Raw genomic sequence first — 14,070 nt, 5'->3', positions numbered from 1 at the left:
CTCCAGCAGTGTGACATCGAGTTTCAGAGGGAGAGCCATGGGCTCCGCTCAGTACAGCGTGAAGAACGAACCTTCGGAGCGGACCCTCTATCTGCGCATGGCGGGGTTCTTCGAAGAGAGCGAGATGAAGGACTTCATCCGGCTCTACCTCGAGGCGACGGCGAGCTATGGCGGCAAGCCCCACGTGGTGCTGGCGGACCTGCGCGAGCTGCAGATCTCCAGCCTCGATGTGTCGAAGCTGCTGGGCGATGCCATCGGCGAGGGACGCAAGCGGGGGGTGACGTGCTGTGCCCACCTCACTTCGGCCACGGTGGTGAAGATGCAGATGGCGCGGCTGGCCCGCGAGCACTCCCAGGGCGAAGACGTGACGGTGAACGTCGGCACGCTCGAGGAGGCGAACAAGGTGCTCGCAGAGGCCCGGCTATGGATGGGCCTGGAGGCCCCGGCGCCCGAGGGGACGCTCTCGCCGCCTGAGAGCCCGAAAGCGCCCTGATTTCCTGCGAATTCTCAGCGGACGAAACTTTGTGCGGGTGTGTACGACAATAACCTTCGAACGGATTGGTTATTGCGGAGCCCCCCCATGTCCTCCATCCACACGATCAGCTCGGGCGAGTCCCTGAGCAGCATTGCGCGTCGCTACAACTCGACGGTCGACGCGATCGCCAAGGCGAACAACATCCAGAACCCGAACCTGATTGTCACGGGGCGTCAGCTGACGATCCCGGACGGGTTCGACGCGCAGCCGAGGCCCGGGTCGGGTCCGCAGGCGGGCGATGGCTTCCAGGCGCAGCCGGCCCAGGCGTCGGCGGCGGCGGTGCAGGGGGCCGTTCCGTCTCCGGCCAGCGGGCAATATGACGGCACGCGCGCGGCGCCGGGCACCACGGATACGCGGGCGTGGATCCCCGCGAACGCGCCGCTGCAGGGCAGCCCGTCCAACCGCAACGCGGCCACCTACGCGGACGTGATTGATCAGTTCGCGGTGGGGAACAACCCGCGCTATGCGCCGCGCGAGGGCAACACCTACTGCAACATCTTCGCGTGGGACGTGACGAAGGCGATGGGCGCGGAGATCCCGCACTGGGTGGACGGCGCGGGCAACCCCACGGGCGTGGGCCAGGGTCGCGAGCTGGACGCCAACGGCGTGAACCGGTGGCTGAACACCCATGGCCCGGCGAACGGCTGGCGCCAGGTGAGCGCCGAGGAGGCTCAGCGGCTGGCCAACTCGGGCCACCCCACGGTGGCGAGCTGGAACAATCCGGGTGGCATCGGCCACATCGCGGTGGTGCGCCCCGGTGAGGCCAACGGCAATGGCCCGGCGATCGCCCAGGCGGGTGCGCGCAACTTCAATGATGGCCACGTGCGCGACTCGTTCGGGAACGCGAACGTGCAGTACTTCGTGAACGATCGTGGCACGGCGACGCAGAGCCCCTCGCAGCCGGCCCCGAGCCAGCCGGCGCCGTCCACTCCGACCCCGAGCCAGCCTGCTCCGTCCAGGGGGTCGCGGTTCCCGGTTCCGCAGAGCGATCTGCAGCGGGGCAACCAGGGCGAGGGAGTGCGTCAGCTCCAGTCGGCGCTGGTGAACATGGGGTACATGACGCAGGCGCAGATGGACACCGGGCCGGGCACCTTCGGGCCGCAGACGGAGGCGTCGCTCAAGCGCTTCCAGACGGACAGCGGCGTGCCGAGCACCGGCTACTACGGGCCGATGACGCGCGAGGCGCTGACGAAGCGGGCGGCGGCCCCGAGCTTCAGCGTCCCGCAGAGCGACCTGCAGCGGGGCACCCAGGGCGAGGAGGTGCGTCAGCTCCAGTCGGCGTTGGTGAACATGGGGTACATGACGCAGGCCCAGATGGACACGGGCCCGGGCATCTTCGGGCCGCAGACGGAGGCGTCGCTCAAGCGCTTCCAGGCGGACAGCGGCGTGCCGAGCACCGGCTACTACGGGCCGATGACGCGCGAGGCGCTGACGAAGCGGGCGGGTGGGGGCGGCAGCCCGGCTCCCACGGGCCCGGGCCCTGTGACGGGGCCGAGCACCCCGGCGCCCACGACGGGCGGGGTGAGCATGCAGCAGCTGCGGCAGATCATGCCGAACCTGAGCGAGGCGCGGGCGCAGCAGATGTTGCCGCACCTGAACGCGGCGATGGCGGAGGCGGGCATCAACACGCCGAAGCGGCAGGCGGCGTTCCTGGCGCAGCTGGCGCACGAGAGCGGCGAGTTCCGGTACATGGAGGAGATCGCCTCGGGCGCGGCCTACGAGGGCCGCACGGACCTGGGCAACACGCAGCCGGGCGACGGCGTGCGCTTCAAGGGCCGCGGGCCGATCCAGCTGACGGGCCGCTCCAACTACCGTGCGGCGGGCCAGGCGCTGGGTATTGATTTGGAGAACAACCCGACGCGCGCGGCGGATCCGGACGTGGGCTTCCGGACGGCGGCGTGGTTCTGGAACAGCCGCAACCTGAACTCGTACGCGGACCAGGGGAACTTCGACGCCATCACCTACCGGGTGAACGGCGGGTACAACGGCAAGGCGTCGCGTGACGCGTACTACCAGCGGGCCCTCGGGGTGCTCGGCGCGTAGTCCTCGTTGTGTTGCTGCCCCGTGAGGGGCTGCCACCCTGGAGAACAACAGCCCCGCGTCCCTGTCTTGAGGAACGCGGGGCTGTGACTCACGGATTCAGGCTGTGTAAAGCATTGAATCGACGAGGGTGGGGCCTCTCACACCCGACAGGCGCATTCCGCGAACGCGGACGGTGCCCCCGGTTCTCGGGCCTGATGGCCAGTTCCGAATCATTCGGAAGTCTGCGCTCTCGGCCCTACGGGCAGGGGCGACACGCCGTTGGCCAGTTCCGAATCATTCGGAAGTCTGCAGCAGGTCGCGCTGTGACTGGCTCATGCCCGGGCCAGCGGCGATGCCAGCCGGTCAGTCGATGAGGCGATGGGCTCGGAACATCCGGTCCAGGATGTCGCGGTACCTACGAGTTTCGCTACGTGCTGACGGGTTCCAACACGGTGGTCAAGATCAGCGATCCCTTCCTCGTCTTGTAGCCATGGAGCTTTTGGAGGCGGCGGGAATCGAACCCACAGCAAGGCGGAAGCAAAACCCTAAGAGCTGAAGCCTCTGGCTCTTACGCCGAGGCGTCAGCGTCCGCGATCATGGAGAGTGGGTAGAGGGCTCGATGGCCGATGTTGGGGTAATACGCCGCGAGATAGAGGTCGCCTGCGATGGCCACCCACGCGTGCGTGGCGGGCTCAGGCTGCTCCCAGAGCCAGGCTGTTGCCTCCTCACGTGTGGCGAAGGATGCGATGGCCACGGGCGGCTCCACCTGCTTGAGCTCCGCGAGATAGTCATGGATGTCGCGGTTCCGTGGCAGACGGCGGATGTTCGTCTCCCGATCATGAACCACGTCGTGAGAGCGATCCCCAATCAAAATCCTGGCGGGATCGGGTGGATGCGGGTGGTTTTGGAGCCAGGACTCTGCCTCACCTGGCGTCTCGAAAGAGGCCACTACGAAAGGGGGGCCATGGGACTCCACATGCTTCAAGTACACATCCAAGGCTTCGTACTGGTTGGTTGTAGCAACGAAGCGGATGGCTTCAAGGATGGCATGGATTCGAGCGGCCTCGCCAGCGGTTGGTGGTGGCTGGAGGAGTCTCTCGAAAAAACGCTCTGCGCTCTTCAAGCGGAGACTCAATCCTGTCAGGCCCTGCGGGGGAGATTCAACGCCCTCCTGGAGATGATGCGAAAAATCCTCGAAGCGGTAGCTCTGCCCAGTGGCAAAAATGAAGTCCAGGATGTCTCGCGCCAGCTCGAGGGTCCGCTTTTCATCGGGTGAAGGGCCGCTGCTCCACCGGATTCCGATGAATTCATGAGCATCCGCCAGATCAGAGAGTGTCGTCACGGCTCTTCCTCTACGGCGTAGGGCATGGGAGGAACCTCGGAGGAGACGAGAAGCACGGCCGGCATAAGAACCAGGGCAGTGCCTGCGCTGCCAACGATGACCACGGTGAAGGCTACCCCTGCGATGACGATAACCGTCCCCAGCAAGATCTCCTCGCGATGCCGCTTGAGCCAATCCACTGCTTTGGCAGTGACTGGGAACTTCACAGCATCGGCTTGCTCACGAAGCCGGCTGCAATCCAGATAGGCAGGCCTGCACCGCCTGCGGCATATCTCTGCCTTTGAGCCCGCGCTTGCATGAGACCAATTGCGGCCTTTGAGACTCGCCTTGCACATCTCTTCACATTGAGCGCGCTCTTCCTCGCAGTCTCGGCTGAAGGATGCGTGGACGATCCTTCGCTCGGCACCTCCAGCACGAGGGTGGTACGCATACCGCGACAGGTCGAAGTTGCTGGCGGGGACCCAGGAATGGATCACCTGCCCATCTGCCGTCTCTTCGATGACCAGAGCGTACCTGGACAGATCTTGTGGGACTGACGGGCCAGTCCCTACATGCGAGGGAGTGCTACATGAGACGAGGAGGATGATAAGGCTCATCGCTATGAGCCTCTGAAGCGTCCATGTGGCACGCGCGGAAGAGGGCGGGCGGCGGAGCATCGCCTGACGCTGCCACGGTGCGTACTCCCTCAGCAAGCGTCCACGCGCCGGCTACGCCACCTGGGAGCGCAGCCTGGGCAGGAGTGTACCCCAAGGGGGCTGCGTGGCCTGTCCACAGGCAGGGAGCATCACTCTCCCTCGGCTTACGGAGGAGAGCCCCGCCTTTGCCGCGAGGGTGGAGGAGCCTTTGGAAGGAGGGCCCACCCCGTTTGGACTGGGCCGGGCTGCTGAAAAGGACGTTCGCCCTGGATGTGTTGGCGTGCTTGAGGTGTGGAGGCAGGCTTCAGGGTGTTGGCGTGCGTGAAGGGAGCAGGAGGGGTGAGAGCGATTGTGGAGCAGTGGGGGGTTGCCCCCGGCGAGTGCGCACCTGGCCGATGCGCGAGGGCCGCCCCAGAGCGCGGGGTGTTGAAACTCAAGCCGCCCCAGCCCGCCAAGAGAGCCAGGCCCCTGCCGCGCCCCTGCTGGGAATGCGGCTGGGCTGGGCAGGCGTGTGTTTGCTGGAGATGAATGGCTTCTGCGCCGGCTCGGCGTGCGGCTCATGGGCTCCCCGTTAGCGTCCCTCACCTCCCGCTCTGCTCCCGCCCGCTACGCCCAATGCAGTTCCCCATCCTCCCGCCCCCGCCCACGATCGGGTAGTCCCCGGCACGCGCCCTCACCGGCCACCAAAGCGGTGACACTGTGTTGAATCCAGCCGAAGCTACCGGCCTGACTGGCAGGAACGACCTCGGAGTCGTCACATGACGAGCATGCTTCGCTTCACCGTGCTGGGGTGGGTGCTGTGTATTTCTTCCTCGGCGATCGCCGCTCCCTACTGGGGTACGTTCCGGCAGGACCGGTGCACGGACTCGGGCCGGCGCCAGTACTCGGCGCAGTTGCTGAGCGTGTCGGCCAACACCTCGTGGGAGAGCGCGTGCCAGGCCACAGGCGCCACCGTGTCCGGCTATGCCTTCCTGCGCCCTACCCGCTGCGTGAACAAGGGCACCTCCGGCATGTGGGGCGAGTTCGAGGTGGCCGACACCACCTGCAGTCCGGTGACGGAGTGCAGCTCCACGCCACCGGCGGGCACCTTCTCGAAGCCAGGCAACAACGGCGCGGTGAGCTGCGATGCCTTCTGCGCCAACCGCGACGCCAACTGGGGCCAGCGCGGCGCGTGCGTGAAGGGCCAGGTCACGAGCGGCCCCCACACGGGCTCCTGTCTGTCCTGCGATGACGTGGCGGCCGAGCAGGGAGACACCGCCGTCACCTGCTACTGCAAGGCTCCCGCGAAGGGCTTCGCGGATCTTCACTCGCACCAGTTCGCCAACCTCGCCTTTGGGGGCAAGGCCTTCTTCGGCAAGGCGTACGGCCCCTTGTCCACCGCGCTGCCCTGGTGCAACAGCGTCCACGGGCCTGGAGGGACTCGAGACTCCTTCGGCAGCATCATGGCGACCCTGGGCTACGGCACCGGCGGCGCGGGCCACCTGGTGGGCGGCCATCCGCAGTTCGATGGCTGGCCGCGCTGGAACAGCTACACCCACCAGTCCATGTACGAGGACTGGCTCTACCGCGCCGTGCAGGGCGGCCTGCGGTTGATGGTGATGCTGGCCGTCAACAACCAGGACCTGCTCGGCTTCCCCATCTACGCGGAGAAGGCACCGGGCCGCACGGGCGCGGACATGGAGGCGGTGGATCTGCAGATCGCCGAGGCCTATGCCATGCAGAGCTACATCGACTCCAAGGCCGGCGGCGCGGGGCGGGGCTGGTACCGCATCGTGAGGTCACCTTCGGAGGCTCGCGCCGTCATCGCTCAGGGCAAGCTGGCGGTGGTCCTGGGCGCGGAGGTGGACTACCTCTTCGACTGTCGCCGCGACAGTTCGTGCACGGCCGCCTACGTGGAGGAGCGACTGGACTCCTACCAGGCGCAGGGCCTGCGTCACCTGATCCCCATCCACTTCAAGCAGAACGCTTTCGGCGGCTCGGCGCTCACCAACATCATCACCGAGGGCGACTCGCGCGACTGCTCCCAGGAGGGCTACGAGTACAAGCGGGACATCACCCGGGCTCCCATCTGCGGCGCACAGGGGCTCACGAGCCTGGGCCGCACGCTGGTGCGCGGAATGATGCGCCGGAGGATGATCATCGACATCGACCACATGTCGAAGCGGGCCTTCGACGACACGCTGGGGATGGTGGAGCCCTACAGCTACCCGGTGGTGAGCGGCCACACCACGCTGTTCGACACGGCTCGCGGCGGCAAGCGTCACGAGGGCAGCCTCAAGGCCACGCAGCTCCAGCGCATCCGCAACGTGGGAGGCATGGTGTCGCTCATCGTGGAGCAGGGCTCGCGAGACGAGGTGCCCACCTGGCGCGGCGCGGGCCAGCCGGTGGTGGAGCACCAGTGCGGCAACACCTCGCAGAGCTGGGCACAGGCGTACCTCTCTCTCACGCAGCAGCAGAGCGGGATGGCGGTGGGCCTGGGCACGGACTTCAACGGCCTGGCCGGCTTGCCGGGCCCGCGCTTTGGCGGCGAGGCGTGCCACGGCGGCAGCTCCGCCCAACAGGTGGCCCGCACGCGCTACCCCCTGAGCATCGCGGTGGAGAACAGCCCCACGAAGCTGGAGCGCATCGTGGTGGGCAGCAAGGTCTTCGACATCAACGAGGATGGCCTGGCGCACGTCGGCATGCTCCCGGACTTCATCTCGGACCTGCACCGCCAGGGCCTCCGCAGCCAAGATCTGGACCCGCTGATGAACTCGGCCGAGGGCTACATCCAGGTGTGGGAGCGCGCCGAGGCCAGGGGTGCCACCGTGCCATAGTCCCTGGGTTTCGAGAGTCCTTGAAGGGAAGCCTGAAATGCCAGCGGCCGGAACCCCTTGGAGGATTCCGGCCGCCGGACTTCATTCCACGCAATTCGACTCATTCCACCCCGGAAAGCACCAGGGATCAGAGCGAGTTCACGAAGTCGATCAGCTCGCCGCGCTCTTCCTTTGACATGGCCTTGAAGCGGTCCCGGTTCGCGCGGCCCTGCCCTCCGTGCCACAAGATGGCCTCTTCGATGGTGTGGGCACGAGCAACACGAAGTCCGCCGTCGGGCGCGCTCGCCAGACGAGCGCTCCCTCAAGCAGGGGCGGAGCCGGGGCTTACGGAGGAGAGCCCCGCCTTTGCCGCGAGGGTGGAGGAGCCTTTGGAAGGAGGGCCCACCCCGTTTGGACTGGGCCGGGCTGCTGAAGACGTTCGCCCTGGATGTGTTAAGGGCGTGCTTGAGGTGTGGAGGCAGGCTTCAGGGTGTTGGCGTCCGTGAAGGGAGCAGGAGGGGTGAGAGCGATTCTGGCACCTGTCGCCCGAGGCGCGGGAGAGCGCGGTGCAGGAGTTGGATCGGCCCATCCCCCAGCCGCGCGGAGGCAGCGGGAATCGAACCCACCGCTGCCTCATCTGATGCTCGCAGCGGGGGCCTCGGCAGGTGAAGGCGCGCTGCACGTTCCACATGGCCACGCCATCGGCGGGCGAGGCGTAAGCGAGGTGAAGTGCACGTCCTCCTCACACGGTGCTTCTTGAGCGTCGAATGTGTAGCGCAGCCGCACGGCCTGGGCCTGCCAGCCCGGATCGTTGACAGGTGCAGTCCGCGAACGCGGACGGTGCTCCGGCTCCAGGGCCTGATGGCCAGTTCCGACTCGGTCGGAAGTCTGCGCTCGCCGCTCTGCGGGCAGGGGCGGCACGCCGTTGGCCAGTTCCGACTCGGTCGGAAGTCTGCGCGAAGGAACTCTGGGATGGGTCCTGGCGGGCACAGCGTTCTCGGGTGACACGTACCTGCGTCTGTTCGGGCCGGACACACCCTCCAGGTGGCCGAGAGTGGCGATGCCTGCGGGGGGCGCGGAGTGGGACTGCGCGCCCATGTGCCGCCGCTTTAGCGGCCGTCGGGATAGCAGAACCCGTAGGTCCGATCGCTCCCCCCGCCGAGGAGCGGGTAGGAGATGTAGCCAAGCTCCTCGCCCGCATCGCACTCCGAGCGCGCGCGCTTGTAGGGATAGCAGGTGCCAGTGCCCGACATGGAGCCCGGGAGCCGTGTTCACGTCGAGCCGGATGCGCGCGGCGTCCGCGACCGCAGGGTCTCCGAAGCTCGAGAACTCTCCGCGATACGTCGGCTGTGACCCATACAGCACCGGCGTCAGCTCGGTGCCATTCTGAAGCTCGCCCAGAGTGATCTCTGTACACCCGGCAGGCGGCGACAGCTGCAGAGAGGCCTGCTCGGCGGCCCGCAGCGCCTCCTGCTCGGGGGACGGAACCTCCTTCTTCTCCCCAGCACACCCGGCCACCGCCGCCAGCAGGACCACTCCCCACCGCCAGCCCTTGCTCGATGCCACCTCTTCCCGTTGAAACGTCACGTGATGTTCTCCCAGCTCAGGTGCGACCTCGTTGGAACAGCTTCACGAGAACTACCGCAACTCGAGGGGGGCTGGCACCCCTGACCGTGCGCGGAGCCGCGACACCCTCTGCAACCCTGCCAGCCCTCAGTTGATCCTAAGCAAGCCAAAGCTGGCCCTGGGCGTGCCTGCCTCGGGGCTTGTTCTGTCGGCTACCCAGGGGGGCGGGTGCCTGGCTGGCTACCGATGAGGTAGGGTGCTCCCCGGCTCCCCACCTTCTTCGGAGAGAACTTCATGAGTGATGATGACGTGACAGCCGCAGACCCTCATCCCCCCGTGCATGGCTCCATCGTGGGGCCTTGGCTCATCCTCGAGCGCCTGGACTCGGGAAGTTTCGGAGTGGTGTTCCGGGCCTGCCGCGCCGGCCACCCGGACTCGCCCCCCGTGGCGCTCAAGATGGCCAAGAGCCCATGGGACGCGCGCTTCGAGCGCGAGTCGGAGGTGCTGGAGGAGGGTGGGCCCCCAAGCATGCCCCGCTTCGAGGACCGCGGACTGTGGACAGGGCCGAAGTCCCGCCGCTATCCCTACGTGGTGATGGAACTGGTGCAGGGCCTGCGCCTCTACGAGTGGCTGCAGGCGCGGCCGCGCACCAGCCGGGATGTGCTCCGGGTGCTGGTACAGCTCGCAGGCGCCCTGGCATCCGCCCACGCCCGCGGAGTCATCCACCGGGACGTGAAAGGCGACAACATTCGCGTCACCCCCGAAGGCCGTGCTGTGCTGCTCGATTGGGGAAGCTGTTGGAAGGCAGACGGGCGCGCCCTCACGGACTCACCGGCGCCCCCGGGAACCAGCGCGTACCGGCCACCAGAGCAGCGAGACTTCGTGTATCGCTTCCGTATGGACACGGAGGCGCGGTGGAAGTCCCGTCCCTCGGATGACCTGTATGCCCTAGGTGTCACCCTCTATCGACTCGTGACGGGCGCTTACCTTCCTCCCTGCACGGATGGAGCTGGCCTCATCGAGCGCGAGGTGCCGCCGCCCACTCAGCGGGCCACGGTGTGCGTGGAATTCGAGACGATCATCCTCAGGCTGATATCGGATGTGCCGAAAGACAGGGGCACCGCGGAACAGCTCGTTCGAGAGTGCACCGTGCTGGTGCAGTCTGATGGAGAGGGGCTGGACCAACACATCCGCTCCACTGTCAGTGCGCTTCCGACGGAGAGCGGCCCGCCTTCCTCGGATGGACAGAATGATGCGCCTGCCAGTGAGAGCTCCGACACCGAATCCTCTCGGCCCCCTCCGTCTTCGCGCAGCTCCTCGACGCTGAGTGACTGCAGCCGTCGGCAAGGCTTGCCCCCTTGGCTCATGCAGGCCGGCGCTTCCGCGCTGGGCGCTGGGGTGGTGGTGGCCCTTGCTGCCCTGCTCATCACCCTCCCCACGCCCCAGGTTCAGCCCGCGCTGTCCCCCACGCCCTGGCTCGCCACACCGGAGGAGGTAGCGCGCGAGCTGACGCCGGATGCAGGGGTGGGTGAGGAGGCTCTGGCCCGCGTGCAGGAAGTGGAGCGACGAGTGGGGCCGTGGCTCCTGTCCCTCGGGCGGCCGATGCCCTCGAAGCCCTACCCGGATCAGCGCCGCCCGCCCTGTGAGCGCGGTGAAAAGGAGATCAACGGGGCCTGCTGGGTTGGCCCTCTCCGGGAAGAAGTGCCGCCCTGTGGCGACAAGATGTTCGAATACGAAGGCGGCTGCTACTTCGCTTCCTTCACCGGTCCCAAGACGCCCACTTCGGGGGAGCCCTGATCATGCGTGCCCCCTTTGCAATCCTCACTCCGTTCGAGCGAAGACTTGGAGGATGCAGAGCGAGGAATACCAGCCAAGCACAGGCCCCGCGCCGGCTCCCAACACCGGGACTGGGAAGTTCCCCAGCTCGGTGACGGCGAGAGTCCCTCCCAAGTAGGCCGCGAGGCACGCGGCTCCGAGCCGATGGGCTCGCGTCCCTGTATCAGGCCTTGCCTTGGGTAGCTACGCAGCCGAACGCGATGACGTAGGCCCGGTTATCCGGGCCGCACCGCCGCCGTGAAGGTGAGGAATGCGGAGGATGCACCGCGTGCTGCCGCTTCAGCGGCCGTCGGGATAGCAGAACCCGTAGGTCCGATCGCTCCCCCCGCCGGGGAGCGGGTAGGAGATGTAGCCAAGCTCCTCGCCCGCACCGCACTCCGAGCGCGCGCGCTTGTAGGGATAGCAGGTACCAGTGCCCGACCTTGTCACGTCGGCACACAGGCCTCGCGCGCCTTCGACTCCGCAGAACTCGGCGAAGCCAACACTGCAGGACTCGCCGATGAGCGCTGGCTCGAAGAGGTAGCCGATGGGCTCCATGACCGCCTGCTCGATGCACAGGCCGTAGACGCCGCACACGGTGCCGGTCGGGCAGCCCGGATCCGCCGCCATGAAGTCACACGTGACGAGGCACTGGCGCTCGTCGGTGTAGGCGCCGGAGCAGGCGTAGCCCTGCGCGCAGTCCGTCGACGCGAGCTCGCTCGTGCTCGCCGCTGGCGTGTACTGGCATGCCTCACCCTGCTTCTTCGCACCCAGCGACCACTCCATCGTGCCATCGGTGGCCGCAGCATCGTCGGCGACGCAGGTGCGGCGCAGGAAGTTCGCGGTCACCGAGCTGTCGCGGGGATCACAGCCACCCGGGCGAATCGTGTTCCACGTCGCGAAGCGGATCCAACGGCACTCACCGCCCGGCACCGGAGCGCTTCCGGCGTACGGAACACCGGTCGGCGGCGCGTTCACCGACTCGCGCAGGACCACGTTGGAGAGCGCACCGAGGGTCTGCTGTGGCGAGACCTTGCGCGCCAGCAGGAGCTGTCCCGACTCGGCGACGAACATCTTCTGCGCCGGTGAACCCAGATCCTGGTAGCCCCACACGCACTGCTCGCACTGGAACAGGTTGGTGCCGCCCGCCGCCAGCTCATGGAGCCCGGGAGCCGTGTTCACGTCGAGCCGGATGCGCGCGGCGTCCGCGACCGCAGGGTCTCCGAAGCTCGAGAACTCTCCGCGATACGTCGGCTGTGACCCATACAGCACCGGCGTCAGCTCGGTGCCATTCTGAAGCTCGCCCAGAGTGATCTCTGTACACCCGGCAGGCGGCGACAGCTGCAGAGAGGCCTGCTCGGCGGCCCGCAGCGCCTCCTGCTCGGGGGACGGAACCTCCTTCTTCTCCCCAGCACACCCGGCCACCGCCGCCAGCAGGACCACTCCCCACCGCCAGCCCTTGCTCGATGCCACCTCTTCCCGTTGAAACGTCACGTGATGTTCTCCCAGCTCAGGTGCGACCTCGTTGGAACAGCTTCACGAGAACTACCGCAACTCGAGGGGGGCTGGCACCCCTGACCGTGCGCGGAGCCGCGACACCCTCTGCAACCCTGCCAGCCCTCAGTTGATCCTAAGCAAGCCAAAGCTGGCCCTGGGCGTGCTTGCCTCGGGGCTTGTCCTGTCCGCTACCCAAGGGGGCGGGTGCCTGGCTGGCTACCGATGAGGTAGGGTGCTCCCCGGCTCCCTACCTTCTTCGGAGAGAACTTCATGAGTGATGATGACGTGACAGCCGCAGACCCTCATCCCCCCGTGCACGGCTCCATTGTGGGAGCCTGGCTGATCCTCGAGCGCCTGGACTCCGGAACCTTCGGAGTGGTGTTCCGGGCCTGCCGCGCCGGCCACCCGGAATCCCCCCCCGTGGCGCTCAAAATGGCCAAGAGCCCATGGGACGCGCGCTTCGAGCGCGAGTCGGAGGTGCTGGAGGAGGGTGGGCCCCCAAGCATGCCTCGCTTCGAGGACCGAGGACTGTGGACAGGGTCGAAGTCCTGCCTCTATCCCTACGTGGTGATGGAGCTGGTGCAGGGCTTGCGCCTCTACGAGTGGCTGAAGGTGCAGCCGCGCACCAGCCGGGATGTGCTCCGGGTGCTGGTGCAGCTCGCAGGCGCCCTGGCATCCGCTCACGCCCGCGGAGTCATCCATCGGGACGTGAAAGGCGACAACATTCGTGTCACCTCCGAAGGCCGCGCCGTGCTCCTCGACTGGGGGAGCTGTTGGAAGGCAGACGGGCGCGCCCTCACGGACTCACCAGCGCCCCCGGGAACCAGCGCGTACCGGCCACCAGAGCAGCGAGACTTCGTGTATCGCTTCCGGATGGACACGGAGGCACGGTGGAAGTCCCATCCCTCGGATGACCTGTATGCCCTAGGTGTCACCCTCTATCGGCTCGTGACGGGCGCTTACCCCCCTCCCTGCACGGATGGAGCTGGCGTCATCGAGCGCGAGGTGCCTCCGCCCACTCAGCGGGCCACGGTGTGTGTGGAACTTGAGAAGATTATCCTCAGGCTGCTATCGGATGTGCCGAAAGACAGGGGCACCGCGGAACAGCTCGTTCGAGAGTGCACCGTGCTGGTGGAGTCCAATGGGGAGGGGCTGGACCAACACATCCGCTCCACTGCCAGTGCGCTTCAGACAGAGAGCGGTCCTCCTTCCTCGGATGGACAGAATGATGTGCCTGCCAGTGGGAGCTCCGGCACCGAACCCTCTCGGCACCCTCCGTCCTCGCGCAGTTCCTCGACGCACGGGGACTGCCGCCGTCGGCAAGGCTTGCCCCCCTGGCTCACGCAGGCCGCTGCTTCCGCGCTGGGAACTGGGGTGGTGGTGGCCCTTGCCGCCTTGCTCATCACCCTTCCGACGCCCCAGGTTCAGCCCGCGCTGTCCCCCACTCCCTGGCTCGCAGCACCGGAGGAGGTAGCGCGCGAGCTGACACCGGATGCTGGAGTGGCTGAGGAGGCTCTGGCCAGTGTGCAGGACGTGTCTGGAGCAGTACCCCCCTCTTTTCTTGCTTTCGGCCGACCGATGCCGAAAACCCCGCTCCCTGGGCAGCGCACGCCACCTTGCCTGCGCGGCGAGAAGGAGATCAACGGAGGTTGTTGGTTGGGTCCGCTTGAAGATGAGCGCCCTCCATGCGGTGACACACTCTACGACTACCAGGGTAAGTGCTACCACGCTCTGGGGCCGGTATTGCGCCCGCCAACCTCCCAGGAGCCTTGAGCATGCGCTTCATTCCCCATCGTCGCGCACGCTCCCGATCCAACCGCTCCTGCTCCGCGCAATCGAGCAGGAAGGACCCCCAGTGCGCTC

Annotated in this window: 9 protein-coding genes; 5 read left to right on the top strand and 4 right to left on the bottom strand. The window is 67.0% G+C overall.

Annotated elements, in window-relative coordinates:
* Nucleotides 1–37: 37 nt before the first annotated feature.
* Complete coding sequence (locus DB31_RS01700) at nt 38–493, top strand: hypothetical protein (RefSeq protein WP_052419641.1); 456 nt, start codon at nt 38–40, stop codon at nt 491–493.
* A gap of 87 nt (nt 494–580) precedes the next feature.
* Nucleotides 581–2,578 carry a peptidoglycan-binding protein gene (locus DB31_RS50215; protein WP_083967961.1) on the top strand — a complete coding sequence of 666 codons (1,998 nt, stop codon included), beginning with the start codon at nt 581–583 and terminating at the stop codon, nt 2,576–2,578.
* Nucleotides 2,579–3,125: 547 nt separating this feature from the next.
* Here DB31_RS50215 and DB31_RS01690 read toward each other — a convergent pair.
* Entirely contained in the window at nt 3,126–3,899 is a 774-nt protein-coding gene (locus DB31_RS01690) for a hypothetical protein (protein ID WP_044181044.1), read from the bottom strand.
* Between the two features lie 1,393 nt (nt 3,900–5,292).
* Here DB31_RS01690 and DB31_RS01680 point away from each other — a divergent pair.
* Complete coding sequence (locus DB31_RS01680; RefSeq protein ID WP_044181038.1) at nt 5,293–7,350, top strand: membrane dipeptidase; 2,058 nt, start codon at nt 5,293–5,295, stop codon at nt 7,348–7,350.
* A 127-nt stretch (nt 7,351–7,477) separates the two neighbouring features.
* On the opposite strand, the gene DB31_RS51145 is transcribed toward DB31_RS01680, so the two are convergent.
* Nucleotides 7,478–7,639, bottom strand: coding sequence for a di-heme oxidoredictase family protein (locus DB31_RS51145; protein WP_083967960.1), 162 nt, complete (start codon nt 7,637–7,639; stop codon nt 7,478–7,480).
* A gap of 799 nt (nt 7,640–8,438) precedes the next feature.
* The gene (locus DB31_RS48500) at nt 8,439–8,582 is read right to left on the bottom strand and encodes a hypothetical protein (protein ID WP_157231738.1); all 144 of its coding nucleotides are present in this window, start codon (nt 8,580–8,582) and stop codon (nt 8,439–8,441) included.
* A gap of 607 nt (nt 8,583–9,189) precedes the next feature.
* Here DB31_RS48500 and DB31_RS01675 point away from each other — a divergent pair.
* Nucleotides 9,190–10,692, top strand: coding sequence for a serine/threonine protein kinase (locus DB31_RS01675; protein ID WP_044181033.1), 1,503 nt, complete (start codon nt 9,190–9,192; stop codon nt 10,690–10,692).
* Between the two features lie 318 nt (nt 10,693–11,010).
* Here DB31_RS01675 and DB31_RS01670 read toward each other — a convergent pair whose 3' ends face one another.
* Nucleotides 11,011–12,204, bottom strand: a complete 1,194-nt coding sequence (locus DB31_RS01670; protein WP_044181029.1) for a hypothetical protein — start codon at nt 12,202–12,204, stop codon at nt 11,011–11,013.
* 273 nt (nt 12,205–12,477) lie between these two features.
* On the opposite strand from DB31_RS01670, the gene DB31_RS01665 reads away from it, so the two are divergent.
* Entirely contained in the window at nt 12,478–13,980 is a 1,503-nt protein-coding gene (locus tag DB31_RS01665; protein WP_044181026.1) for a serine/threonine protein kinase, read from the top strand.
* Nucleotides 13,981–14,070: the final 90 nt, after the last annotated feature.

The organism is Hyalangium minutum, assembly GCF_000737315.1.
GTDB classification, from domain to species: Bacteria; Myxococcota; Myxococcia; order Myxococcales; family Myxococcaceae; genus Hyalangium; species Hyalangium minutum.
Note: the sequence above shows the minus strand (reverse complement) of the source record. Positions and strands in the feature narration are given on the sequence as shown.